This window comes from Streptomyces manipurensis (assembly GCF_049570255.1).
GTDB classification, from domain to species: domain Bacteria; phylum Actinomycetota; class Actinomycetes; order Streptomycetales; family Streptomycetaceae; genus Streptomyces; species Streptomyces manipurensis.
Window position 1 is genome coordinate 3,266,210 of sequence record NZ_CP186950.1, and the last position, 23,172, is coordinate 3,289,381.

General features: G+C 72.8%; 19 protein-coding genes. 7 read left to right on the top strand and 12 right to left on the bottom strand.

The annotated features are described in order from the left end of the window. Complete coding sequence (locus ACPU2J_RS14995) at nt 1-1,155, bottom strand: acyl-CoA dehydrogenase (protein WP_423833434.1); 1,155 nt, start codon at nt 1,153-1,155, stop codon at nt 1-3. Further along, on the bottom strand, nt 1,155-2,417 hold the full coding sequence (locus tag ACPU2J_RS15000; RefSeq protein ID WP_423833435.1) for an amidohydrolase family protein: 1,263 nt from the start codon (nt 2,415-2,417) through the stop codon (nt 1,155-1,157). Before ACPU2J_RS15000 ends, ACPU2J_RS14995 begins: the two co-directional genes overlap by 1 nt. Nucleotides 2,418-2,549: 132 nt before the next feature. Between ACPU2J_RS15000 and ACPU2J_RS15005 the strand changes: the two genes are divergently transcribed. Next, on the top strand, nt 2,550-4,103 hold the full coding sequence (locus ACPU2J_RS15005) for an AMP-binding protein (RefSeq protein ID WP_420080463.1): 1,554 nt from the start codon (nt 2,550-2,552) through the stop codon (nt 4,101-4,103). A 1,340-nt stretch (nt 4,104-5,443) separates the two neighbouring features. Here the strand turns inward: ACPU2J_RS15005 and ACPU2J_RS15010 are convergent. Then, on the bottom strand, nt 5,444-6,757 hold the full coding sequence (locus ACPU2J_RS15010; protein ID WP_399820166.1) for a maleylpyruvate isomerase N-terminal domain-containing protein: 1,314 nt from the start codon (nt 6,755-6,757) through the stop codon (nt 5,444-5,446). Beyond that, nucleotides 6,754-7,332 carry a sigma-70 family RNA polymerase sigma factor gene (locus ACPU2J_RS15015; RefSeq protein WP_361603712.1) on the bottom strand — a complete coding sequence of 193 codons (579 nt, stop codon included), beginning with the start codon at nt 7,330-7,332 and terminating at the stop codon, nt 6,754-6,756. The genes ACPU2J_RS15010 and ACPU2J_RS15015 overlap by 4 nt, the downstream gene beginning before the upstream one ends. A gap of 301 nt (nt 7,333-7,633) precedes the next feature. Between ACPU2J_RS15015 and ACPU2J_RS15020 the strand changes: the two genes are divergently transcribed. Then, the gene (locus ACPU2J_RS15020; RefSeq protein WP_365082191.1) at nt 7,634-8,152 is read left to right on the top strand and encodes an EF-hand domain-containing protein; all 519 of its coding nucleotides are present in this window, start codon (nt 7,634-7,636) and stop codon (nt 8,150-8,152) included. A 187-nt stretch (nt 8,153-8,339) separates the two neighbouring features. Here ACPU2J_RS15020 and purU read toward each other — a convergent pair whose 3' ends face one another. Continuing rightward, the gene (gene purU / locus ACPU2J_RS15025) at nt 8,340-9,224 is read right to left on the bottom strand and encodes a formyltetrahydrofolate deformylase (RefSeq protein ID WP_361603706.1); all 885 of its coding nucleotides are present in this window, start codon (nt 9,222-9,224) and stop codon (nt 8,340-8,342) included. 14 nt (nt 9,225-9,238) lie between these two features. After that, complete coding sequence (locus tag ACPU2J_RS15030; RefSeq protein ID WP_361603742.1) at nt 9,239-9,685, bottom strand: SCO4402 family protein; 447 nt, start codon at nt 9,683-9,685, stop codon at nt 9,239-9,241. Between the two features lie 196 nt (nt 9,686-9,881). On the opposite strand from ACPU2J_RS15030, the gene ACPU2J_RS15035 reads away from it, so the two are divergent. Next, entirely contained in the window at nt 9,882-11,171 is a 1,290-nt protein-coding gene (locus tag ACPU2J_RS15035) for an ABC transporter substrate-binding protein (RefSeq protein WP_361603703.1), read from the top strand. 12 nt (nt 11,172-11,183) lie between these two features. Here ACPU2J_RS15035 and ACPU2J_RS15040 read toward each other — a convergent pair whose 3' ends face one another. Together ACPU2J_RS15040 and ACPU2J_RS15045 are read right to left on the bottom strand one after the other, a co-directional pair. After that, nucleotides 11,184-12,518, bottom strand: coding sequence for a hypothetical protein (locus tag ACPU2J_RS15040; protein ID WP_423833436.1), 1,335 nt, complete (start codon nt 12,516-12,518; stop codon nt 11,184-11,186). A gap of 158 nt (nt 12,519-12,676) precedes the next feature. Continuing rightward, the gene (locus ACPU2J_RS15045; RefSeq protein WP_361603697.1) at nt 12,677-14,059 is read right to left on the bottom strand and encodes a transcriptional regulator; all 1,383 of its coding nucleotides are present in this window, start codon (nt 14,057-14,059) and stop codon (nt 12,677-12,679) included. A gap of 216 nt (nt 14,060-14,275) precedes the next feature. On the opposite strand from ACPU2J_RS15045, the gene ACPU2J_RS15050 reads away from it, so the two are divergent. The 3 genes from ACPU2J_RS15050 (at nt 14,276) to ACPU2J_RS15060 (ending at nt 17,621) form a co-directional block, all read left to right on the top strand. Beyond that, entirely contained in the window at nt 14,276-14,962 is a 687-nt protein-coding gene (locus ACPU2J_RS15050; RefSeq protein WP_423833437.1) for a bifunctional DNA primase/polymerase, read from the top strand. A gap of 170 nt (nt 14,963-15,132) precedes the next feature. Continuing rightward, nucleotides 15,133-15,975 carry an ABC transporter ATP-binding protein gene (locus tag ACPU2J_RS15055; protein WP_420082411.1) on the top strand — a complete coding sequence of 281 codons (843 nt, stop codon included), beginning with the start codon at nt 15,133-15,135 and terminating at the stop codon, nt 15,973-15,975. Beyond that, nucleotides 15,972-17,621 (top strand): transporter, encoded by a 1,650-nt coding sequence (locus ACPU2J_RS15060; RefSeq protein ID WP_423833438.1) that lies wholly within the window; start codon nt 15,972-15,974, stop codon nt 17,619-17,621. The genes ACPU2J_RS15055 and ACPU2J_RS15060 overlap by 4 nt, the downstream gene beginning before the upstream one ends. Nucleotides 17,622-17,722: 101 nt before the next feature. Here the strand turns inward: ACPU2J_RS15060 and ACPU2J_RS15065 are convergent, their stop codons facing one another. The 3 genes from ACPU2J_RS15065 to ACPU2J_RS15075 all read right to left on the bottom strand — a co-directional run bounded on the left by ACPU2J_RS15065 (nt 17,723) and on the right by ACPU2J_RS15075 (nt 20,346). Then, nucleotides 17,723-18,241 carry a hypothetical protein gene (locus tag ACPU2J_RS15065; protein WP_423833439.1) on the bottom strand — a complete coding sequence of 173 codons (519 nt, stop codon included), beginning with the start codon at nt 18,239-18,241 and terminating at the stop codon, nt 17,723-17,725. Nucleotides 18,242-18,392: 151 nt separating this feature from the next. Then, nucleotides 18,393-19,286 (bottom strand): alpha/beta fold hydrolase, encoded by an 894-nt coding sequence (locus tag ACPU2J_RS15070; RefSeq protein WP_420080457.1) that lies wholly within the window; start codon nt 19,284-19,286, stop codon nt 18,393-18,395. Nucleotides 19,287-19,653: 367 nt separating this feature from the next. Continuing rightward, nucleotides 19,654-20,346: a metal-dependent transcriptional regulator gene (locus ACPU2J_RS15075; RefSeq protein ID WP_361603682.1), complete on the bottom strand. Its 693-nt coding sequence runs from the start codon at nt 20,344-20,346 to the stop codon at nt 19,654-19,656. 377 nt (nt 20,347-20,723) lie between these two features. Here ACPU2J_RS15075 and ACPU2J_RS15080 point away from each other — a divergent pair, with 377 nt between their 5' ends. Then, a complete protein-coding gene (locus tag ACPU2J_RS15080) occupies nt 20,724-21,479 on the top strand; it encodes an SIS domain-containing protein (protein ID WP_361603679.1) in 756 nt (251 codons plus the stop codon). Here ACPU2J_RS15080 and ACPU2J_RS15085 read toward each other — a convergent pair. Then, nucleotides 21,473-22,789: a PAS domain-containing protein gene (locus tag ACPU2J_RS15085; RefSeq protein ID WP_420080456.1), complete on the bottom strand. Its 1,317-nt coding sequence runs from the start codon at nt 22,787-22,789 to the stop codon at nt 21,473-21,475. The genes ACPU2J_RS15080 and ACPU2J_RS15085 overlap by 7 nt on opposite strands. Nucleotides 22,790-23,172 lie beyond the last annotated feature (383 nt).

A 23,172-nucleotide genomic window follows, 5' to 3' on the forward strand; every position in this document is an offset into this window, starting at 1 on the left:
TCACCGGCCCTTCGGGAGGCCGAGGATGCGCTCGGCGACGATGGTGCGCTGGATCTGGGAGGTGCCCGCCGCGATGGTGTACGAGAGGGACGAAAGCCGGTCCAGGGTCCACTCCTCCTCCAGCGACAGCGACGCGGAGCCCAGGACATCCGCGGCCGTGTCGTAGAGCTCCTGGCGGGCGTGCGAGTACGCCAGCTTGAAGACGGAACCGCCGGTCCCGGGCACTCCCCCGGACCGCTCCGACTCGCTGACGTTCCACTGGGTGAGCCGCCACAGCGCCCCGAACTCGCCGTGGAGCCGGCCCAGCCTGCGCCGCAGCACCGGATCGTCCCAGCGGCCGTTCGCCTTCGCCGCGCGCGCCAGCTCGCCCAGGGTGCGGCGGCAGGCGACCACCTCACCCACGAAGGCGGTGCCGCGCTCGAAGGACAGGGTGACCATCGTGACCCGCCAGCCGTCGTTCTCGGCCCCCACCCGGTGGGTGACCGGGACCCGCACCTCGTCGAGGAACACCTCGGCGAACTCGGTGGACCCGGCGAGGGTCCGCAGCGGCCGCACCGTCACCCCGGGCGCGTCCATCGGCATGGCCAGCCAGCTGATCCCGCGGTGCTTGGGCGCCCCGGGGTCCGTCCGTACGAGCAGCTCGCACCAGTCGGCGACCTCCGCGTGCGAGGTCCAGATCTTCGACCCGGTGACCACGTAGTCGTCGCCGTCGCGGACCGCGCGCGTGCGCAGGGAGGCCAGGTCGGAGCCGGCGCCGGGCTCGCTGAAGCCCTGGCACCACACCTCCTCGCCCCGCAGGACGGGCGGCAGCCAGCGCGCCCGCTGTTCGGCCGTGCCCTCGGCGGCGATGGTCGGACCGGCGTGCAGCAGCCCGACGAAGTTCGCGCCGACGTACGGGGCACCGGCCCGCTCGGTCTCCTCCAGGAAGATCAGGTGCTGGGTGGGGGTGGCGCCGCGGCCCCCCGCGTCGAGCGGCCAGTGCAGGCCCGCGTACCCGGCGTCGTGGAGGCGCCGTTGCCAGCCCAGGTCGTAGGCGCGGCGGCCCGGCCAGTCGGCCGGTGAGGGCTTGGCGGGCAGCCCGGGCAGGACCTTGGCGAGCCAGTCGCGCAGCCCGGCCCGGAACTCCTCCTCCTCCGGCGTGTACGTCAGGTCCATCAGCGGCCTTCGCGCGGGGCGGGGCCCGGGGCGGGGTTCCGGCGGAAGCCCAGGTCCCGGTCGAGGTCCCGGTCGAGGTCCAGGCCGAGCATGCGGATGGCGTTGCCGCGCATCAGCTTGTACACCGTCTCGTCGTCCAGGTCCCGTACGTGGTCGAGGGCGACCTCCTTGGTGCGCGGGAAGGTCGAGTCGACGTGCGGGTAGTCGGTCTCGAAGGTGGCGTTGTCCCGGCCGACGACGTCGAGCGAGGCGATGCCGTGCTTGTCGCGGAAGAAGCAGCAGTACATCTGCCGGTAGTAGTAGGTGGACGGCGGCTCGGGGATCAGCCCGCGCACCCCGCCCCAGGCCCGGTGCTCCCGCCATACGTCGTCGGCGCGTTCCAGGGCGTACGGGATCCAGCCCATCTGGCCCTCGCTGTAGGCGAGCTTCAGCGTCGGGAACTTCACGAGCACCCCGCTGAAGAGGAAGTCCATCATCGAGGCCATGGCGTTGTTGAAGCTGAGGGAGGCCTGGACGGCGGGCGGCGCGTCCGGGGAGGCGGCGGGCATCTGGGAGCTGGACCCGATGTGCATGTTGACCACCGTGCCGGTCTCCTGGCACACGGCGAAGAAGGGGTCCCAGTAGCCGGAGTGGATCGACGGGAGCCCCAGGTAGGTCGGGATCTCGGAGAAGGTCACGGCGCGCACGCCGCGGGCCGCGTTGCGCCGGATCTCCGCCACCGCGAGGTCGATGTCCCAGAGCGGGATGATGCACAACGGGATCAGCCGGCCGCCGCTGTCTCCGCACCACTCCTCGACCATCCAGTCGTTGTAGGCGCGCACGCAGGCGAGGGCCACCTCCTTGTCGTGGGCCTCGGCGAAGGTCTGACCGCAGAAGCGCGGGAAGGTGGGGAAGCAGAGGGACGCCTCGACGTGGTTGAGGTCCATGTCGGCGAGCCGCGCCTTGGGGTCCCAGCAGCCCTGGCGCATCTCCTCGCGGGTGATGCCCTCCAGGGTCATGTCGTCGCGGTCGAAGCCGACGGCCGCGATGTTGCGCTTGTACGGGAACTTCAGGTCCTCGTAGATCCACCAGTCGGTCGGGGGACCGTCGGGGTCCATGGAGATCACGTACTTGCCGCCGGTGTACTGCAGCTCGCCGATGCCGGCGGTGAGCGCCCTGGGCCCGCGGTCGCGGTACTTGGCGGGCAGCCAGACGTCGAACAGGTGCGCGGGCTCGATCACATGGTCGTCCACGCTGATGATCCGCGGCAGGTCCCGGTCCATGACAGCCTCCCCAATCTGATGGATCGTCAGAAACAAGCTAGCGGCGCCACCCCTGGACCGACAAGCGTCGGCGCCCTACGCTCTCCGCTTGATCTGACTAACCGTCAGTTGTCGGCTATGGGGAGGCCCGGGATGACGGACACCGCAACCGCGACAGAACTGAGCCGGTCCCGGACCCTCTGGGAACTCGTCGCCCGCCGGGCCGCACTCACCCCCGACACCACCGTCCTCCTCGAAGCCGCCGAAGACCCCGCCGCCGACCGCCGCCTCACCTTCCGCGAACTCCACGACCGCGCCGAACGCGTCGCAGCCGGCCTCCACGACATGGGCGTCCGCCCCGGCACCGTCGTCGCCTGGCAGCTCCCCACCCGCATCGAGACCGTGCTGCTCTCCATCGCCCTCGCCCGGCTCGGCGCCGTCCAGACCCCCGTCATCCCCTTCTACCGCGACCGCGAGGTCGGCTTCGCCCTGCGCGAGTCCAAGGCCGAGTTCTTCGCGACACCCGGAGTGTGGCGGGGCCACGACTATCCCGCCATGGCCCGCCGGCTCGGCGCCCGAGGCCTCTTCGACGCCTACGAGGACCTCCCCGACGGCGACCCCGGCACCCTCCCCCCACCGCCCGCCGACGGCACCGACGTGCGGTGGATCTACTGGACCTCCGGCACCACCTCCGACCCCAAGGGCGTCCTGCACACCGACCGGTCCCTGATCGCCGGCGGCTCCTGCCTCGCCCACGCCCTCCACCTCACCCCGGCCGACGTCGGCTCGATGGCCTTCCCCTTCGCGCACATCGCCGGCCCCGACTACACGGTGATGCTGCTGCTCTACGGCTTCCCCGCCGTCCTCTTCGAGAAGTTCGCCCTGCCCGACGCACTCGACGGCTACCGCCGCCACGGCGTCACCGTCGCCGGCGGATCGACGGCCTTCTACTCCATGTTCCTGACCGAGCAGCGCAAGGACCCCGCCACACCCCTCATCCCCACCCTCCGCCTCCTCGCGGGCGGCGGCGCCCCCAAACCGCCGGAGATCTACCACGCGGTCGTCCGCGAGATGGGCTGCCGGCTCACCCACGGCTACGGCATGACCGAGGTGCCCATGATCACCATGGGCGCCCCCGACGACACCGACGACCACCTCGCCACCACCGAGGGCCGCCCCCCGGAAGGCATGTCCATCCGCATCACCACCGCCGACGGCACCCCACTCCCGCCCGGCACGGACGGAGAGGTCCGGCTGCGCGGCGAAGCGGTCTGCCGGGGCTACCTCGACGCCGAACAGTCACGTGAAGCCTTCGACGCCGACGGCTACCTCATCACCGGCGACCTCGGCCACCTCACCCACGACGGCTACCTCGTCCTGACCGGCCGCAGCAAGGACGTCATCATCCGCAAGGGCGAGAACATCTCCGCCAAGGAGATCGAGAACCTCCTCCACCGCCTCCCCGGCATCGCGGACGTGGCCGTCATAGGCCTGCCCGACCCGGCCCGCGGCGAACGCGTCTGCGCGGTGGTCGAGCAACCCCCCGGAGCCACCCCCCTGACCCTCCCCCGGCTGACCGCCTACCTCCGCGCCGAAGGCCTGGCCACCCACAAACTCCCCGAACAACTGGAACTCCTGGACTCCCTCCCCCGCAACGAAGCCCTCCGCAAGGTCCTCAAATACAAACTCCGCGAACGCTTCGCGTAGCGGGGCGGGGGGTTCGGCGGGGCGTGGCGGGGCGGGGGCGAGGACGGGAGCCACCGGAACGGCATCAGGGCTGTCCTGGGGGTTTCCCGTCAGTCCCATCGTCTCTCCGTGTCGGGCCGGCCCCTCAAGGGCGCTCGTTCCTCGCGTCGCTTCGCGATGGCCTGCGGCCACCCTTGACCGACCGTCCCGCCCCGGAAAAACGAGGACAGCCGGGAAACCCCCAAAGGAACGGGCCGGGCGACAGGACCGAAGACGGGGAGTCGGAGAAGGCCGGGCCGAGCCCGGGGAACGCCCCGGATAGCTACGCGCTTCTCACGTCTCAGCGTCCGCAGGCCGTCTGTGGCGGGTGGACGCCCTCTCATCCGCAGGAGTGCGCGCCTTGTGCGACTGCGACCTCCGATGGCCGGGCACAAGCCGCCCACAACCGCTACGCGCTCCTCGGGGACGGCGACTGCGAGCCTCTTGGGCTCCCATTCCCGGGCGATGGGGTAAGTCGGGGGGATTGTTCGTGTCAGCCGAACTCAATCCAGGTCAGCGCGAGTCCGGCATCCCACCCACTTCCAGCCATCATTCGACTTCCGCAGCCAGCCTGCACGCGCCCGAAAGGGGGGTTCGGGAATTCCTGGGCTCCTGACTGCCCGCAGTCGCCGTCCCTGCGCCCACCCGACACTCATTGGCGGCCTGTACCTCAAAGCCAACGAGGTCAGCCCCCGACAACGACCCCACGCACGTGCGTCCGCGCCCGTCGCCCCGCCGACAGTTCCCGTCTCTGAGGAGCACTTGGCAATGCGTGACGGCCCCTGGGCAACCCAAGAGGCCCGCAGCCGCCATCGCAGGGGAGCGCGTAGCGATTGGTGGCGGCTTATGTCCAGCCCATGGGGCTCGCAGTCGCACAAGGCGGGCGACCCAGCGAGTGAGAGGGCGTCCACCGGCCACAGACGGGGGGCGGACGCTGAAACGTGAGGAGCGCGTAGCGATCTGGCGCGTTGCCGGGCCGGGGTCCGCCCGGACAGGACGCTCCCTCGCCTCTTGATGGAAGGTCGGGCCCGTTCCTTTGGGGGTTTCCCGGCTGTCCTCGTGTTTCCGTGGCGGGACGGTCGGTCAAGGGTGGCCGCAGGCCATCGCGAAGCGACGCGAGGAACGAGCGCCCTTGAGGGGCCGGCCCGACACGGAGAGACGATGGGACTGACGGGAAACCCCCAGAACGTCTCTGACCACCGGGTCCGCGGCTCCCGACGCCCCCACACCACCCCGACGCAGGGAGGTGGGTGGGCAGCCGCCGGCGCGGGGTGGTGGGGTCGCGGGGGTGAGTACGCCCCGTCGCCCCCGCCCCGTACCCCCTACAGCCGGCTCAGCGAAGCCGCCGCGAACAGGACGTCGCGGATGGCCTCGCGGTCACCGTGCTGGCCCACGGCCGCCTCCTCCGGGGAGATGTGCCCGGCGGCCAGCTGGCAGAACTCGATCCCGTCCAGGGCGATCTCCGCGACCGTGCGTTCCGGGGACGGCTTGGCTCCCGGCGAGTCCAGCGCGATGTCCCAGCCGCCGCCACCCGCACCCTCGATCTCCAGGTGCAGGGTCCGTCCCGGGGCTCCGGCCGCGACGAGGCCGCGGGCGGGAGCGGCGAGGCCCGCGCGGCGGCGCTGGGCCAAGGCGCCCGGCAGGAGTCGTGCCGCCAGGTCGATCATCCCGTGCAGGTGCGGGCCGGACGGCGGCTCGTACGGGTAGTCCACCGCGTCCGCGATGTCCCACGCGTGCACCCAGCACTCGAAGGCGCGCTCCAGGAAGGCGTCACCGAGCGGCAGGGCGAAGCCGCCGTAGTCCACAGTGAGCTCGGCGACGCCGCGGCCGGCGAAGGACACCGTACGGACGAGGGTGTGGGTCTGTTCCCGCCACGGATCGCGCACCTGACGCGTCGGCGGGTACGGGGAGGACTTCCAGTAGTACTCCGTCCGCGCGGTCGGGTCGCCGGGCGGCGCGTCCGGGCCCAGCGGGTCGTCGAGCCCCAGGGCGGTGGCGATCAGCCCGTCGACCGTCATCAGGTGCCCGATGACGCCCGCGACGGTGCTCCGCTGCGTGCGCAGCCGCTCCTCCTCGAACCACTTCAGCCGCACCGGGGTGTGCCACTCCGAGGCCCCGAAGTCCTGGAGCAGCGCGTCGAGCCGCGCGGTCTCGGTGTCGTACGGGCTCGCCCACGCGGGCACCGGGATCCGCGCGGGCCGCTTGCCCAGGCAGTCCTCCAGCACCCGGGAGCGCAGCAGCGGCTTGAGGTCGAGGGTCTCCTCGGGGTGCAGCAGTCCGACGGCGTCGCGCAGCCGCAGCGCCTCCTCCGCGCAGGGCGCGCACTCGGTGAGGTGGTCCTCGACGGCCCGGGTCTCCTCGGCGGAGCAGGCGGCCAGCGCCCACGCTCCCAGCAGGGACTTCAGCACGGCGTGCGAGGGCGGCGGGGTCGGTTCCGGCAGCACACGGGGCTTGGGCGGCACGGTCGGCTGCGGCGGCAGGTCGGACTGCGGCTGCGCGTCGGGTCCGGCGGGCGGCTGGGGGCGCGGGGCGTGCGAGGGGTCCAGGTCGTCGGCGGCGCCGCGGGGGCCCGGTATCCGCGCCTGGCCGCCGGGACGCTCGTATCCGTCGTCGGGCGACTGGGCAGGGCCGTTCATCGAGGTGTTCCGTATTCGCGCGGGCCGTAGCCGGACTGGGCGGTGTCCTCCTGCGGGAGGGTGTTGGCGGTCGACAGCAGCTGGAGTCCGAGCCTCAGCCGACGGCGTGCCTCGTCCTCGCTGATCTGGAGGTCCGCGGCGGCCTGCCGGTAGTCGCGGCGTTTGAAGTAGGCGAGTTCCAGTGCGGCGCGCAGCGGTGCGGGCATGGAGGTGACGATGTAGTCCGCGCGGGCGGCGGCGTTGGCGGTGCGCACCTTCTGCTCCAGCTCCTCGCGGGAGCCCCGCCCCAGCTCGGCCTGGCGCAGCCGGGCGACGGCCTGACCCTGGGTGATGCGGGCGACCCAGGAGCGCAGGGAGCCCTGTTTGGGGTCGTAGGCGTCCGGGTTCTCCCAGATGTAGCCGAAGACTTCGCGGGTGATGCGGTCCGCCGCCTTCTCGTCGCCCAGGACGCGGTGCGCCAGGCTGTGCACGAGCGAGGCGAAGCGGTCGTACAGCTCGCCGAGCGCGGCGGCCTCGCCGCGGGCCAGGCGCTGCTGCATGCGGCGGTCCCAGCGCGGTGGTACGTCCTTCGGCATAAGTGCCCCCAGCCGTGTGTCGACCCAACGAATGTAGTGGGCACTTGGCGTTTCGCGCCTGTTTTGGCAGAACCGGACTCCGTACGTGCATCCTCCGTGATAGGGGCGTCGCAGGGCGTGAACGGTGGTGAGGCGGAGGGCACATGAGCACACGTGTACGCGCCCCACCGCGCTCCCCGTGCGCGGGTTCGATGCGGCCGCCTCCTTGACCGCTTCGCTTAACGTGCAGGCCACATAGGGCTTACGCTCCTGCCTTGTCTTGAACTGAACCCCACGCACACGTGAAGGCGGAACGTCGCATATGGACAGCGCAGAATACGAGCGCAAGATCGCCGCCCGGTTCGCCACGTTCGACCAGGACGGGTCCGGGTACATCGACCGGGAGGACTTCAGCGCGGCCGCGAAGGCCGTCCTGGCCGAATTCGGCACCACGGCCCGGTCGGACAAGGGCCAGGCCGTCTTCGGCGGCGCCGAGGCCTTCTGGCAGGGCATGGCCGGCATCGCGGACGTCGACGGCGACCAGCGGGTGTCCCGCGACGAGTTCATCACGGGCGCGGCGAAGCGGCTGCGGGACAACCCGGACCGGTTCGCGGAGATCGCGCGGCCGTTCCTGCGGGCCGTGATCGCGGTGGCGGACGAGGACGGCGCGGGCGCGACGCCGACGGCCGCGGCCCGGGTGCTGCGCGTGCTGGGCACGGCTCCGGAGCTGGCCACGCAGGTGGCGCAGGCCCTGGACACGGACGGCGACGGCCGCATCTCGGAGGAGGAGATCCTCGCGGCGTTCGCGGGCTACTGCGGGGTGGAGGCCCCGGACGCGTGACGCGTCCGGCGAGCGCGTACGCCACGGTCCGGCCGTCCGGAGCCCCGCCGCCCGCACAGCGGTGACGGGCCGGTACGGCCGGTGACCGGCCGGGCGGCGGGACAGGGCCCCGGGCGGCGCGGCCCGCCCGGGCGGGCACTGCCGCGTCCCGGTCGCCGATCGGCCGGTGCGCCGTGGGAGGGTGCCGTCAGGCGAAGACCACCGTGCGGGAGCCGTTCAGCAGGACGCGGTGCTCGCTGTGCCACTTCACCGCGCGGGCCAGCGCCTGGCACTCCACGTCCCGGCCGACCGCCACCAGCTGGTCGGGGGTGAGGTCGTGGCCCACCCGCTCGACCTCCTGCTCGATGATCGGGCCTTCGTCGAGGTCGGCGGTCACGTAGTGCGCGGTGGCCCCGATCAGCTTCACGCCGCGCGCGTGCGCCTGGTGGTACGGCTTCGCGCCCTTGAAGCTGGGCAGGAAGGAGTGGTGGATGTTGATGATCCGCCCGCTCAGTTCCTTGCACAGGGTGTCCGACAGCACCTGCATGTACCGGGCCAGCACCACGAGCTCGACGTTCTCGGCGCGGACGAGCTCCAGCAGCTGCGCCTCCGCCGCGGCCTTGGTCTCCTTGGTCACGGGGATGTGGACGAAGGGGACGTCGTACGAGGCGACGAGTTCGGCGAAGTCGGTGTGGTTGGAGACCACGGCCGCGATCTCGACGGGCAGGGCGCCGATCCGCGACCGGAACAGCAGGTCGTTGAGGCAGTGCCCGAACTTCGAGACCATCAGGACGATCCGCATGCGCTCCTCGGAGCGGTGGATCTGCCAGTCCATCCTGAACGACTCGCCGATCGCGGCGAAGCTCGCGCGCAGCTTCTCCACGGTCACGGCCGGCTCGGCCTCGAAGTGCACCCGCATGAAGAAGAGGCCGGTCTCCCGGTCTCCGAACTGCTGGCTGTCCACGATGTTGCAGCCGGTCATGAACAGGTAGCTCGAAACAGCGTGCACGATGCCCTGCTTGTCGGGGCAGGACACGGTCAGGACGTACTGGGGCTGCTGCTGGGCCTGGGCCTCGTTGTGCGGGTCGCTCATGACCGCACAGCCTTTCACACCGCGCGGGTCAGGATCCTCAGCACTTCGAGCGAGGTCGGCCGCACGTCGGGGTCGTCGCCGTCGGCCTGTGCCATCCGTACGTGTGCGTCGCGTGCGGCGCGTACGGCCTCGGGCCAGGCGTGGTGCTCCAGGTAGGCGGAGACGGGGGCGTCGGGGCCGATCTGGTGGAGGATGCGCAGCACCCTGAGCACGGCGAGGTCGACGAGGGTGGCCTCCTGCGAGTCGCGGAAGATCGTGCCGACGTACTTCTCCGCCGACCAGCTGTCGAGCCAGGTGTCCTCGACGAGGCGGTACACGGCGTCGGTGACGTCCCCGTACCCCGCGGCGCCGGTCAGCCACGTGTCCTCGTGGAAGACCGGGTCGGAAAGCATGTGCAGCGCCGAGCGCACGTTGCTGCGCCAGCGCCACCACGGCATGTCGTTCAGGGGCATGCCGCCCATGGTGGAGGAGCGGCCGCCGCGTTTGGAAGAGTTCTTCGAACCTTGGGCGAATGTCACGCTTGCGATCGTACGTTCCTGTACGGGGCGATCTTGAAGGGCCCGTGGGTCGCTCCACCCCCGCAATTCACCTCGGTGTCACCGAATGTTGTGCCCATCTCGCTCGACAGTTACCTGGGGAGCGGAATGGTGCGTGGACATGACCAACTCGCGACGCGTCGCTCCGCTCTCCCGTACCTTCGTCGCCACCGCGATGGGTGCCTGTCTCGTCGCCGGCTGCGGGACGCTGCCCGGGGGCTCGGCGGGTTCCGGGGGGACCGTCACCGTCATGACGTTCGCCCCGGAGGGTACGAAAGCCACCAACATGCCCGGAATGACCGGGATGGCGAAGGCCTACGAGCGCTGGGTCAACGCCCAGGGAGGCCTCGGCGGGCGCCGGCTCAGGGTGCTGACCTGCAACGAGAAGAACACGCCGAGCGGTGCCGCGGACTGCGCCCGCAAGGCCGTCGCCGAGAAGGCCGTGGCCGTCGTCGGCTCCTACAGCCAGCACGGCCGCGCCTTCATGGCCCCGCTGGAGGTGGAGGGCATCCCCTTCATCGGCGGGTACGGGGTCTCCTCGGAGGAGTTCCAGTCGCCGCTGTCCTACCCGGTCAACGGCGGCCAGCCGGTGCTGATAGCGGGCGCCGGCCACCAGCTCAGCCGGGCCTGCGACCAGGTGGCGCTGGTCCGCCCGGACACCATCGCCGGGGACACCCTGCCGGTGCTGCTCAATGCGGGGCTGCGCGCCAACAAGATGGCCGACGCCTCCGACATCCGGGCCGCCGAGGACTCCGCGGACTTCAAGCCGCAGGCGAGCGAGGCCCTGGCGCACACCATCGGCAGCGGGAAGGAGAAGGAGAAGGAGAAGGGCTGCGTGACGGCGGTCCTCGGCGAGCGCACGGAGACGTTCTTCGACGCCTTCCGGCGGACCGACCCGCAGCGCAGGAAGCCGCAGATCTCGTCGGTGCTGGGCAGTGTCAGCCAGTCGCTGGTGGACCGTACGGGCGGGCGGGAGAGCCCCTTCGAGGGCGCCTACCTGACCAGCTGGTACCCGGTGTCCTCCGATCCGCTCTGGGAGCCGATGCGCAAGGTCGTCGCCGAGCACGCCTTCGGCGACGACACCGTCGACCCCGACGACAGCGGTGCGCAGACGACCTGGATCGCGTACACGGTGCTGAGCGAGGTCGTGAAGGGGTTCAAGGACGGCGAGCGCGTCGACGCCCGCACGGTGAAGCGGGCGCTGAACGAGTCCCGGCCGGTGAAGACCGGCGGCCTCACCCCGGACCTGAGCTGGCGCTACCAGGACATGCGGGCCATCGCCGGCTTCCCGCGCATCGTCAACGGCCGGGTGACCTTCCAGATCGTCCAGTCGGGCCGTCTCGTGGCGCAGCCGGGCGAGCAGTCCGTGGACATCACCGCGACGCTGGAGTCGGCCCCGCGCACGGCGTGACCCGGGGCCGGGTCAGAGCTGGGACTTGTCGCGCTTGGTGAGTCCGTACTTGGCCGCGATCGTGTTCCACAGGGTCGCGGCCGACTCCTTGGCCTTCGTCGCCTCGCCGCTGGACTTGTTGCCGTCGGCGGCGTTCTTGGTGTTCTTGGCCTTGCCGTCCTTGCACTTGTCGTCGTCGACGTCGTCGGCCCAGGCGGCGTAGCTGTTGTCGGCGTCGGCGGAGGCCTGCCAGGCCTTGGTCAGGGCCGCGGACAGCTTGGCGTGGTCCGGGAGCTTGTCCACCTTCAGCTCCTGCAGCCGGGTGATCAGCTCCTCGCGCTGGCGGGCGGCGTCGCGCAGGTCCGAGGCGGCCTGGTCGAGGTTGGAGCAGCCCTTGATGTCGTCGACGGCCTTGATCACCGAGGCGCGGCTGTCGTTGCTGTCGGCGAGGAGCTTGTCGAGCTGGACGGCCTGCGGGCGCGCCGGGTCGACGGGGGCCTCGCCGCCGGGCGCGGCGCTGGCGCCGCTCGCGGCGGGCGTTCCGGCGACGGCGCCGGGGTCGTTGTTCTGCGGCTTGCCGTCACCGAGCAGCGAGCCGACGCCGAGGCCGACGACGACCAGGCCGATGACGACGGCGGCGATGATCGCGGGCGAGACCTTCCGGGGGGCTTCCGGCGGGGGCGGGGGCGCGTACTGGTGCTGCTGCGGGTGCGGGTACTGCTGGTGCTGGGGATGCTGCGGGTGCTGCTGGGGCGCGCGCGGCGGGCGGGCGCGCGGGGGCTGCTGTCGCAGTACGGGCTCCTGGACGGGCGGCAGGTGCTGGGTGTGCCCGGCGGAGTCGTCCCCGCGGAACAGCCCGTCGAAGCCCTCGACGGGGGAGCCGGCCGCGGGGACCGGCGGGATGTACTGGGTGGCCGCCTCCTCGTGCGCGGGAACGGCCGGCCCGCCCGGCACGGGCGGGAGGTACTGCGTCGCCGCCTCCTCGTGCCCCGGACCCGCGGGAACCGGCGGGATGTACTGGGTGGCCGCCTCCTCGTGCGCGGGAGCGACCGGCCCGCCCGGCACGGGCGGGAGGTACTGCGTCGCCGCCTCCTCGTGCCCCGGACCCGCGGGAACCGGCGGGATGTACTGCGTGGCCGCCTCGGGCAGCGGCGGATAGCCGTAGCCGTGCGGCTGGCCCGGCCCGTCGTAGCCCGGCCCGACCACGTGCCCGGGCTCCGGGTAGGCCTGCGGATACCCGTAGGCGGCTCCGGGCTGGGCCTGCTGCGGCTGTTCGACCTGCTCGGGGTACACCGGATACCCGGACGCCGGGTCCGGACCCCACGGGCCACCCGGCTGGGGGGCGCCCCCCTGTCCGTTCTGCGTCACCGGGACTCCTCCTCCGACTCGCCCGCACGTACGGAACCGCCGGGCCACGCTACCCCGTCCCGCACCGCCGCCCCAGCCCCGCCCGATCCCCGCCGGCTCCCCCGCCGCCGGGCGGGGCGACCGGCAGCGGGGACCGGGAGGACACCGCGCCGCCGCTCCTACGCGACCCGCGCCTCCAGCCGGGCCCCGAACTCCCGTACCGACGCCTCCTCCCGGAACGGCTCCAGGCGCGTACGGAAGTCCTCCAGGTACTCCGCGCCGCGGTTCGACCTGAGCCCCTGCAGCAGTTCCGCCGCCCGCGTCGCCGTCAGGCAGGCCTGCTCCACCTCCCGCTGCTGCACCTGCGCCGCCGCCAGCAGCAGCAGCCCGATGGCCCGGCGGCGCGCCTTGCCCTCCGGGAGTCCCGCCAGCGCCTCCTCCGCCTGCCGGGCCGCCGCGTCCGCCTGCCCCAGGTCGCGGTGGCAGTGGGCCAGCTCGTCCGCGAGGTAGGCCGCGTCGAAGTGCCGGATCCACACCGGGTCGTCGCCGGACTCCGGCTCCGCCCGTTCCAGCGCGCTCACCGCCCGCGAGGACAGCACCGCCGTCGCCCGGGCGTCCCCGAGCAGCGCGTGCCCGCGCGCCTCGGCCGCGTAGTACATGGCCTCCACCCGCGGTGTGACCTGCCCCCGCGTTCCCTCCTGCGCGGCCCGCGCCAGCTGCGCGATCTCCCTCGGGTTCCCGAGCTCGGCCGCGAGGTGGCTCATGGACGCCGCCAGCACGTACCCGCCGTACGCCCGGTCGCCCGCCGCCTGCGCCAGCCGCAGCGCCTGGATGTAGTACCGCTGCGCGAGGCCCGGCTGGCCGGTGTCCACCGCCATGTAGCCCGCCAGCTCCGTCAGCCGGGCGACGGACGCGAACAGGGCCCGCCCGACCGGCTCCCGGTAGGAACCGCCGATCAGCCCCGAGACCACCGAGTTCAGGTAGTGCACCACCACCGGGCGGACATGACCGCTGCCGAAGCGGTGGTCGAGGTCCTTGAGGGCCTCGGTGGTCGCCCGTACGGCTTCCACGTCCGACATCCCGACCCGGGAGCCGCCGCTGCGCGCGACCTGGGAGTCCGCGCCCGTGATCAGCCAGTCCCGGCTCGGTTCGACGAGGGCCGAGGCGGCGACGCTGGAACCCGACAGGAAGTCCCGGCGGCCGACGTCGCTGCGCCACAGCTCGCAGACCTGCTCGATGGCGCCGACGACGGTCGGGGAGAACTGCAGGCCGACGCCGGAGGCGAGGTTCTTGCCGTTGGCCATGCCGATCTCGTCGATGGTGACGGTCCGGCCCAGTTTCCGCCCGAGCGCCTCGGCGATGATCCCGGGCGCGCGGCCGCGCGGCTGCTGCCCACGCAGCCACCGGGCCACGGAGGTCTTGTCGTAGCGCAGATCGAGGCCGTGTTCGGCCCCGCACATGTTCACGCGCCGGGCGAGCCCGGCATTGGAGCACCCGGCTTCCTGGATGAGCGCCTGCAGCCGTTCGTTCGGCTGGCGGGCGACGAGAGGCCTGGCTGCCATGAAAACCCCCTGCTGACCGCGGGTGATCCGTTGGAATGATCACTTCCCGCCTGATGTGCGGAGAATCTTCCGCTCTGCGTCGTGTCGCTACCCACCGACAGCGCCCCGGCCTCCTACGCGCCCCCGCACATGCATCAGTGCGCCCCGCGTGCAGGATCGATGCTCCGGGCGCCCGGGGGTTCACGCCCGTAACTCCGCCTGATCCGGGCAGTTGTGATGGGCGTGGAAGAGACCATCGGAGTCACGGAGACCGCACCCATCCCCAAGCAGCGCGGCGAGCAGCTGCTGGACCATGCCGTGCGGTACGCGGAAGAACGGCACTGGGATGTCTTCGCCGGCACCTGGCTGGAGCCCAAGGACGGCCGGGAACTGTGCTCCTGCGGCGCCGAAGACTGCCCCGCGCCCGGCGCGCACGCGGCCGTGAAGGACTGGGCGTCGCACGCCACCGGCAGCGCGGTGCAGGTCCGCCGCGTCTGGGCGCGGCAGCCGCAGGCCTCGATCCTGCTGCCGACCGGGCGGACCTTCGACGCCCTCGACGTGCCCGACTCCGCGGGCTTCCTGGCCCTGGCACGGCTGGAGCGCATGCAGCGCACCCTCGGGCCGGTCACGCTGACGCCCGACCACCGGATGCTGTTCTTCGTCCTGCCGGGCGCGGGCGTGAAGATGGCGGACCTGGTGCGCAAGCTCGGCTGGTCCCCGTCCTCGATCGACCTCGTCGCCCGGGGCGAGGGCGAGTACGTGGCCGCACCGCCCACCCGCTACGGCGGCCGGGGCTCCGTGCAGTGGGCGCGCCGCCCCACCCCCGCGAACCGGTGGTTGCCCGACACCGAGGAGCTCATCGACGCGCTCGCGTACGCGTGCGGCAGCGAGGCGGCGGCGGAGCGCCGGCGGCGCCAGAGCTGACCTCGGGCGGCACCGCCCGCCCCGCATCCCCCTCCAGGCACCCGCGCACCCCCGTCCCGCTCCGTCCGGCGGGTCGGCCCCGAAGTCATGACATAAGTAACTGCCGGTGCCGGTCGCCCTCCTCCTACGCTGAAGGAGGAACGACCAAGGGGGACGTGATGAGAGGCAACATGCCGGACCAGGGCGACGCAACGGGTGGAACGCAGGCGACGGACGGCGCGCGACCCGCGCCGCCCGCCGTGCGCATCGAAGGACTGTGGAAGCGCTTCGGCGACCAGGTGGCCGTCGGCGGGATCGATCTGGAGCTGCCCGCCGGCCAGTTCATCGGTCTCGTCGGCCCCAACGGCGCGGGCAAGACGACCACGCTGTCGATGGTGACCGGGCTGCTGCGCCCGGACATGGGACGGGTCGTCGTCGCCGGGCACGACGTGTGGGCGGACCCCACCGAGGTGAAGGCCCGGATCGGCGTCCTGCCCGAGGGGCTGCGGCTCTTCGAGCGGCTCTCCGGCCGCGAACTCCTCGGCTACATGGGCCGCATGCGCGGACTGCCGGGCGAGGAGACCGACAAGCGGGCCACGCAGCTGCTGGACGTCCTCGACCTGGCCGGCGCGCAGCACAAGCTCGTCGTCGACTACTCGACCGGCATGCGCAAGAAGATCGGCCTCGCCGCCGCCCTGCTGCACAACCCCGAGGTGCTCTTCCTCGACGAGCCCTTCGAGGGCGTCGACCCGGTGTCCGCCCAGACCATCCGCGGAGTGCTGGAGCGCTACACGGCGTCCGGTGCCACGGTCGTCTTCTCCTCCCACGTCATGGAGCTCGTCGAGTCGCTGTGCGACTGGGTGGCCGTCATGGCCGCCGGCCGCATCCGCGCCGCGGGCCCCCTGGCCGACGTACGGGGCTCCGCGCCCTCCCTCCAGGCCGCCTTCCTCGAACTCGTCGGCGCGCAGGGCCGCGGCGCGGCCGGGGACTCGCTGGACTGGCTCGGCGGCAACTCCGGGACGGTCGGGCGATGAGCGCGCCCGCCGCCCCCGTCGGCGCGGCAGGGGTCGCCGTGCACGGCACGGCCGCCGCACCGCCCTCGCTGACGACCGTCTTCGTCCGCCTCAAGCTGTCGCTGATGCGCAACGGGCTGAAGGGCTCCTCGAAGCGCAAGGCCGCCTACTTCTCCACGCTGGCCTTCGCGCTCGTCGTCGCCTTCTTCATGACCCTCGGCCTGGCCGTGCTGCACGGCAATGCGCACGCCGGCACCGTCGTCGTGCTGCTCGCCGGGATCCTCGCCGTCAGCTGGGCCTTCATGCCGCTGTTCTTCCCCACCGGCGACGAAACCCTCGACCCGAGCCGGCTGGTGATGCTGCCGCTGCGCCCGCGTCCCCTCGTACGGGCCCTGCTGGCGTCCTCGCTCGTCGGCATCGGGCCCCTGTTCACCCTGTGCCTGGCGATCGGCTCGGTGATCGCCGTCGCACGCGGCGCCGCCGGCGCCGTGGCCGCGGTGATCGGCGCGCCGCTCCTGCTGCTGGGCTGCGTGGCCCTCGCGCGGGCCGTGGCCACGGCCAACGTACGGCTCCTGACCAGCCGCAAGGGCCGTGACCTGGCGCTGCTCAGCGGTCTGCTGATCGCGGTGGGCGCGCAGCTGGCGAACTTCGCCAGCCAGCGGCTCTTCGAGGCGGGCGGCCTGGCCACCCTGGAACCCGTCGAAGCGGTCGTGCGCTGGCTGCCCCCGGCGACCGCCGTCGGCATGGTCGACTCGGTCGGCGAGGGCGCGTACCTGCGGGCCACCGCCCAACTCGCCCTCACCCTGGCGGCGCTGGCAGGCCTGCTGTGGTTCTGGGAGCGGAGCCTGACGAAGCTGATGGTCACCCCGGACGGGTCGACCATCGCCGCCTCCGGCCCGGCCAAGCAGCGCGGCGCGGGCGGCCTGTGGGCGCTGCTGCCGGAGGGGCGGACGGGCGCCGCGATGCAGCGCACGCTGCGCTACGCGGTGCGCGACCCGAAGACGAAGGCCTCGTTCGTGACCGCGCTGGCCGTCGGCCTGATCGTCCCCGTGTTCAACGCCCTCCAGGGCACCGGCTCGGTGTACCTCGCCTGTTTCGGCGCGGGCATGCTCGGCGTGCAGATGTACAACCAGTTCGGGCAGGACACCTCGGCGTTCTGGATGGTCGCGCAGACCATCTCGACCCCGCACGACGCCTATGTGGAACTGCGGGCCCGGGCCGCGGCGCTGGCCCTGGTCACCGTCCCGTACACGGTCCTGGTCACCGCGGTCACGGCGGCCCTGCTGGACGACTGGCGGGCCTTCCCGGCCGGTCTGGGCCTGTCGCTGGCCCTGGTGGGCTCGATGCTCTGCACGGGCGCCCTGGCCTCGGCCCGCTTCCCGTACTCCATCCCGACGGACGGCGCCTTCAAGAACGTCGCCCCGGGGCAGGGCGGCCTCGCCTGGGGCGGCATCCTCGGCGGCATGCTGGCGTCGGCCGTGGTCTCCGCCCCGGTCATCGCCCTGACCGTCTGGATCAAGGTGGCGGACCGGTACGACATGGCGTGGTTCGTGCTGCCGGTGGGCGTGGTCTGGGGTGCGCTCGCCACCTGGGCCGGTCTGCGGCTGGCGGCCCCCACGGTCGCCCGGAAGCTGCCGGAGATCCTGTGGGCGGTCAGCAAGGGCTGACCGCGGGAGGAACGCCGGGGCGGGTGCCCGTACGTCGTGGACGTACGGGCACCCGCCCCTTTTTCTCCGTCTGTCGCGCGGCCCCGGTGGCGGGGTGGGGTTCAGCGGGTGGCGAGGAGGACGAGGACGGCGGCGGAACCGGTGAACACCACGGCGTGGCGGAGGTTCTGGAGGTAGGGCATGACCCAGCGGGGGAAGCCCCGTTCGGCGGCACGGAGCATGGACCGGACGTCGATGCGGTGCAGTTCGGCGTCCTCGGACCGGGCGAAGGCGGCGGTGACGGAGGGCACGGCGGTCAGGTTCGAGTAGAGGATCACGCAGTTCACGAGGAGGACGAGGGGCTGGACGATCCAGGTGAGCGTGCCGGCCGAGGCGTTGCCGGTGAGGGCGAGGACGGCCGGGACCGCCAGGGCGGTCGCGATGCCGACCGGCGCCCAGGTCTCGTGACCGCCGGCGTCCAGGCGCATGCCGTTCTCGGCCATGACGGTGGTGCGCACGCCCTGGCGTCCGAGCTCGGCCTCGACGGCCGCCTGGGCGCGCCCGCCGTAGCGGGCGCGGACCAGCGGGATGCTCAGGAAGGCGGCGGCGATCAGGAGTTGCAGGGCGGCGACGGCGTTCATCGGGTCCTCGATTCTCGGGGCGGTGTCCTGGCGACGTCGAAACCATCGCCCCTGCCCCTGACACCCCCCGGACGCCCTGCTGACAAACCGCTGACAGCCCCTGAACCCCGCGTGCGCAGCCCCGCCGGGCGGCCTGGCCCCGCAGGGCAGCCTAGGACGCGTCCGCCAGGACGTCGTCCAGGAAGGGCTCCAGGACGTCGCGCCAGGCAGTCGGCTGGTCGTAGTGGAGGTAGTGGCCGGCGTCGGGGATCTCGGCGTAGCGGCCGGCCGGGAGGACGCGGACCATCTCCTGGGCCTCCGCCCGGCCCAGCTCGCCGTCGAGGCCGCGGACGACCAGGGTGGGGCAGCCGACCTGGGCCAGCTCCTCCCAGTGGGCGTCGTGGACCCAGGTCTCGCGGGCCGTCAGCATCTGGCGGCGGGAGAAGAGGGGGCGCCAGCCGTCCGGGGCCTCGTGCATGACCTCGGCGAAGAAGGCGCCGCGGCCGGGGTCGGGGCGCTCCACCCGCGGATCGTCCTCGCCGAACCAGCGGCGGGCCGCGTCCTGGGTGGGGAAGGGCAGCGGCCAATGGTGGAACCAGTCCTCCCAGTCGCGCTGGGAGGCCGCTCCGAGCGCGGAGGCGCGCATGTCGCAGATGACGAGGGCCGCGACCAGGTCCGGGCGGCGGGCCGCGAGCTGCCAGGCGGTCAGGGCGCCCATGGAATGGCCGATGAGGGTCACGGGCGCGAGGCCGAGCTGCTCGACGGCGGCCTCGGCGTCGGCCACGAAGGCCTCACGGCCGAGGGAGGCGTGCGGGGCGGGGGCGGCGGGGCCCGCGGGCGGGCGGGCGCTGTGGCCGTGACCCCGCTGGTCGAGGGCCACCACGCGGTGGCGCTCGCGCAGCCAGCGGGCGGTGCCGGCCCAGTGGGAGGCGCGGCCCATCAGGCCGTGCAGTAACAGCACGCCGGGGCCGCCGCGGCGGGAGGGTGTCTCGGCGGGGGTGTCGTGGAACTCCCAGGCGGCCAGGCGGACGCCTCCGGCCCCCGTCACATCGATGCGCTGTACCACCGCAGATGCACCCCCTTCGCTCCCCGCAAGACTATCGAACCCTCATTCGAAAACGGGGTTCTGGCCCACAACACCGCTCTTTCGAGTGACCTTGCTCAAGGATTGGCCGCCGCTGCCGATGGAGATCCTTTCCACAGGGAGGCGGGCCGATCGGGGAAGACGGTCCGAGGGGAAGACCTTGAGAGCTCGGGGCTCCAGGTCGCAAGGGGAGGATCGGTCCCGGCGCCGGGAGGCGCCGGGACCGCCCGACACCACGAGACCGATCCGCAGGGGTCCTACGGACACCGCGGACGCATCCGCACCGGCCCGGGGGCCGGCACGCACAGCACCGCGGCCACGGCGGCCGGCACGGCCACCGCGGGCGGGATCAGCGCTTCGCCACGAACACGTGGGAGGCGATCTCCGCCTCCAGCTCGGCGGCCTCGCCGCCGCTGCCGACCAGCACACCGCCCGGGGACTCGGTCACGCTCACCACCGAGCCGGGCTGCACGCCCGCCCGCCGCAGCGTGTACATCAGCTGGGCGTCCGTCTGGATCGGCTCCCCGATCCGGCGCACGACCACGGTCTTGCCCTCCGTACCCGGGTCGAGCTCGGACAGGCTGATCATCCCGTCCTCCAGGAACTGCTCCGCCTCGGCCTTCTCGCCCAGCTCCTCCAGCCCCGGGATCGGATTCCCGTACGGCGACTCCGTCGGGTGGCGCAGCAGCTCCAGCACCCGCCGTTCCACCGCCTCGCTCATCACGTGCTCCCACCGGCAGGCCTCGGCGTGGACCTGCTCCCACTCCAGGCCGATGACGTCGACGAGCAGACACTCCGCGAGCCGGTGCTTGCGCATCACGCGCGTCGCCAGCCGCCGGCCCTCCTCCGTCAGCTCCAGGTGCCGGTCGGTGGCCACGGCCACAAGCCCGTCCCGCTCCATCCGCGCCACCGTCTGGCTCACCGTCGGACCGCTCTGGTCGAGCCGTTCGGCGATGCGGGCGCGCATGGGGACCACACCTTCTTCTTCCAGCTCAAGGATGGTGCGGAGATACATCTCCGTGGTGTCGATCAGTCCGGACATTCGTGCCCCTCGGATTGCGTGCGCTGGCCCTGTCCCCAATTCTGACGCATCGGGCCGACAACCGTCCCGTGCCGACGGTCAAGAGCGCTCCCGGACATCTCCCGGACGCCCCTGCACGCACCCCCGCCCCTGCCGTCGCGCCGGCACCGCCCCGGCCGCGGCACGACCGCCCGTACGGGCTCCCGTACGGCTGCCCGTACGACCGCCCGCCGGGCCGCCGCCGCACGGCTCGGCCCGCCCCCGCGCACGGACCCCCGTACGGCTCCGGACGGATCTCCCGGCACGGTATTGACGCCCGTATTGACAGGCCCTTGGTCCAGACCGCACGGTGAGCGGCGGACACGGACGCACCCCATCTCTGGAAGGGCCATCGGCGTATGAGCGAGAGCAAGCTGGCCGGGCAGTTCTTCGACGCCGCCATCGGCCTGCTGGAGCGGGTGCGCGACGAGGAGGCCCCTCGCATCGCCGAGGCCGGCGCCCTCATCGCCGACGCCGTCGCCGCCGGAAACCGGCTCTTCGCCTTCGGCGCCGGACACTCCTCCCTGCCCGCCCAGGACGTCGTCTACCGCGCCGGCGGCCTGGCCCTCATGAACTTCCTCGCCGTCCCCGGCACCGCCGGAGTGGACGTCATGCCCGCCACCCTCGGCAGCGCCCTGGAACGGGTCGACGGCCTCGCCGGCGCCGTCCTCGACAGCAGCCCCGCCTCCGACGGCGACGTCCTCGTGATCATCTCCCTCTCCGGCCGCAACGCCCTGCCGGTCGAGATGGCCATGAACGCCCGCGCCATCGGCCTCAAGGTCATCGGCGTCACCTCGGTCGCCTACGCCACCGGCACCCGCTCGCGGCACGTCTCCGGCACCTTCCTCAAGGACCACTGCGACATCGTCCTCGACAGCAAGATCGCGGTCGGCGACGCCGAACTGAGCCTCGACGGCATCGACGCCCCCTTCGCCCCCGCCTCCACCGTCGTCACCAGCGCCGTCATGCAGGCCGTCATGGCCACCGCCGCCGGCGAGCTCGCCGCCCGCGGCCTGGAACCGCCCCTGCTGCGCTCCGGCAACGTCGACGGCGGCCACGAGTGGAACGGCCGCGTGATGCAGGAGTACGGCGACCGCATCTTCTTCCGTCACTGACCGGCCCCCGGGCGCGCCGCCAGATCCAGATCGGCGGCCACCCGCGCCGCCACCTCCTCCGCGTACGCGGCGTCCACCCGCTCGAACGCCGGCCGCGACGGCCCGCGCAGGAACGTCAGCGCGCCCAGCGTCCGCCCCCGGCTGCGCAGCACCGTGCACAGCACGTGCGCCGCGCTCTCCGGCCACTGGCGGACCCGCGCCCACTCGGCGTCTGCCTCCCCGCGCGGCGCGCTCGTCCGCACCGAGCCGATCCGGTCCAGGGCCTGGAGGACCGGATGCCCGTCCGGGTAGCGCATCGGGATCGAGCCGGGCCCCGGCAGCACCGGCGGCGACGCCGCGCACCGCACGAGCCTGCGCCGATCGGGGCCCGCCGCCGGATCCACCACGTCGAGCAGCGCCTGCTCGGCGAAGCCGGCCAGGGCGAAGTCCAGGCGTACGGAGGCCGCCTCGGCCGGGTCCTCGCACTCGGCGGCGGCCCGCCCCGCCCGGTGCAGCTGATGGGACCGGAACCGGGCCTGCGCGGTGTCCAGCTGCTCCTGGCGGGCGTCGGTGACGTCCTGGAGCAGCCAGCCCACCCCCAGCGGCACCGGTTCCTCCGCGAGCGGCGACGCCAGCCGCAGGAAACCGCACCGCCAGCATCTGCGCCGCACCCCCTCGGCCGTGCGCACCGACACCCACATCTCCACGGGCGCGGGCGGCGCCCCCTCGGCGAGCACGTGCTGGAGGGCGCCCTCCAGCTCCTCCACTCCCTGGGCCAGCAGCTCCCCGAGCGGGCGGCCCAGGAGCGCGGTGCGGCCGGTCCCGAAGGCCCGCGCGGCGTGCGCGTTGACCACGGCGGGCCGCAGGTCGACGTCGACGAGGACGACCCCCCACGAGGCGTCCTCCATCAGGGCCTCGCTGAGCGCGATGGACCGCTCCAGGTCGATCTGGGCGTGCACCTCGCTGAAGGCGCAGTACACGCCGGCGGGCTTCCCGTCGGCGCCCGGCACCCCGGCCGACTGCGTCCGCACCAGCACGCGCCCGCCGTCCTTGGTGAGCAGCGCGAACTCGTGCACGTGGCGGCCGGGCACCTGCTGGGCCGACAGCAGTCTGTCCTGCACGTCCTGCGCGTCGGCGGCGCGCACCGCCCACCCCTCGAACCCCTTGCGCCCCACCGCCTCGGCCGCGGACCAGCCGAGGATCCGCTCGGCCTCACGGTTCCAGTGGGTGATCACGCCGTCGGAGTCGAACGCGCACAGGGCGGCGTCCATCCCGTCCAGCAGGGCTGCGAGCAGATCGTCGGTGGTCTCGTTACGCCCGGAAGCAGTCACCTGGAACCCCCAGCAGGTGTTCGCGTATGCGGCACGTCAGATCATTGAACTCGAACGTGACGCAGCCCACACCGCTTTCGCCGGATTGGACCCGCGAAATCCGTCCGCCCGCCACGCCGCCCCGCCGGCTCGGGCCCCCGGGAGGACGCGAAAATAATCGGTTGTGGCCACCGGGGCGGATGCCTAGGCTCGGACGTACACGAGAAGGGAGGTGGTTCCCGCAATGTACGGAAACCGGACGCGTGAGGTGACTGCGGGCTAGGGCCCGTCGTCAGCAGCGCACCCAGTGCGGTGCCCGGCGGAATCGCCCGGCGCCAATCCCAAGCAGTCACCCGACCCGCGGGCTCGCCGGCACGTCCGGCCGGCTCCTCTCACTGCAGGAG

What these genes read in the sequence shown, in the direction of transcription:
- ACPU2J_RS14995 (WP_423833434.1), bottom strand. Translation starts at nt 1,155, where the DNA reads ATGGACCTGACGTACACGCCGGAGGAGGAGGAGTTCCGGGCCGGGCTG.
- ACPU2J_RS15000 (WP_423833435.1), bottom strand. Translation starts at nt 2,417, where the DNA reads ATGGACCGGGACCTGCCGCGGATCATCAGCGTGGACGACCATGTGATC.
- ACPU2J_RS15005 (WP_420080463.1), top strand. Translation starts at nt 2,550, where the DNA reads ATGACGGACACCGCAACCGCGACAGAACTGAGCCGGTCCCGGACCCTC.
- ACPU2J_RS15010 (WP_399820166.1), bottom strand. Translation starts at nt 6,757, where the DNA reads ATGAACGGCCCTGCCCAGTCGCCCGACGACGGATACGAGCGTCCCGGC.
- ACPU2J_RS15015 (WP_361603712.1), bottom strand. Translation starts at nt 7,332, where the DNA reads ATGCCGAAGGACGTACCACCGCGCTGGGACCGCCGCATGCAGCAGCGC.
- ACPU2J_RS15020 (WP_365082191.1), top strand. Translation starts at nt 7,634, where the DNA reads ATGGACAGCGCAGAATACGAGCGCAAGATCGCCGCCCGGTTCGCCACG.
- purU (WP_361603706.1), bottom strand. Translation starts at nt 9,224, where the DNA reads ATGAGCGACCCGCACAACGAGGCCCAGGCCCAGCAGCAGCCCCAGTAC.
- ACPU2J_RS15030 (WP_361603742.1), bottom strand. Translation starts at nt 9,685, where the DNA reads ATGGGCGGCATGCCCCTGAACGACATGCCGTGGTGGCGCTGGCGCAGC.
- ACPU2J_RS15035 (WP_361603703.1), top strand. Translation starts at nt 9,882, where the DNA reads ATGACCAACTCGCGACGCGTCGCTCCGCTCTCCCGTACCTTCGTCGCC.
- ACPU2J_RS15045 (WP_361603697.1), bottom strand. Translation starts at nt 14,059, where the DNA reads ATGGCAGCCAGGCCTCTCGTCGCCCGCCAGCCGAACGAACGGCTGCAG.
- ACPU2J_RS15050 (WP_423833437.1), top strand. Translation starts at nt 14,276, where the DNA reads ATGGGCGTGGAAGAGACCATCGGAGTCACGGAGACCGCACCCATCCCC.
- ACPU2J_RS15055 (WP_420082411.1), top strand. Translation starts at nt 15,133, where the DNA reads ATGCCGGACCAGGGCGACGCAACGGGTGGAACGCAGGCGACGGACGGC.
- ACPU2J_RS15060 (WP_423833438.1), top strand. Translation starts at nt 15,972, where the DNA reads ATGAGCGCGCCCGCCGCCCCCGTCGGCGCGGCAGGGGTCGCCGTGCAC.
- ACPU2J_RS15065 (WP_423833439.1), bottom strand. Translation starts at nt 18,241, where the DNA reads ATGAACGCCGTCGCCGCCCTGCAACTCCTGATCGCCGCCGCCTTCCTG.
- ACPU2J_RS15075 (WP_361603682.1), bottom strand. Translation starts at nt 20,346, where the DNA reads ATGTCCGGACTGATCGACACCACGGAGATGTATCTCCGCACCATCCTT.
- ACPU2J_RS15080 (WP_361603679.1), top strand. Translation starts at nt 20,724, where the DNA reads ATGAGCGAGAGCAAGCTGGCCGGGCAGTTCTTCGACGCCGCCATCGGC.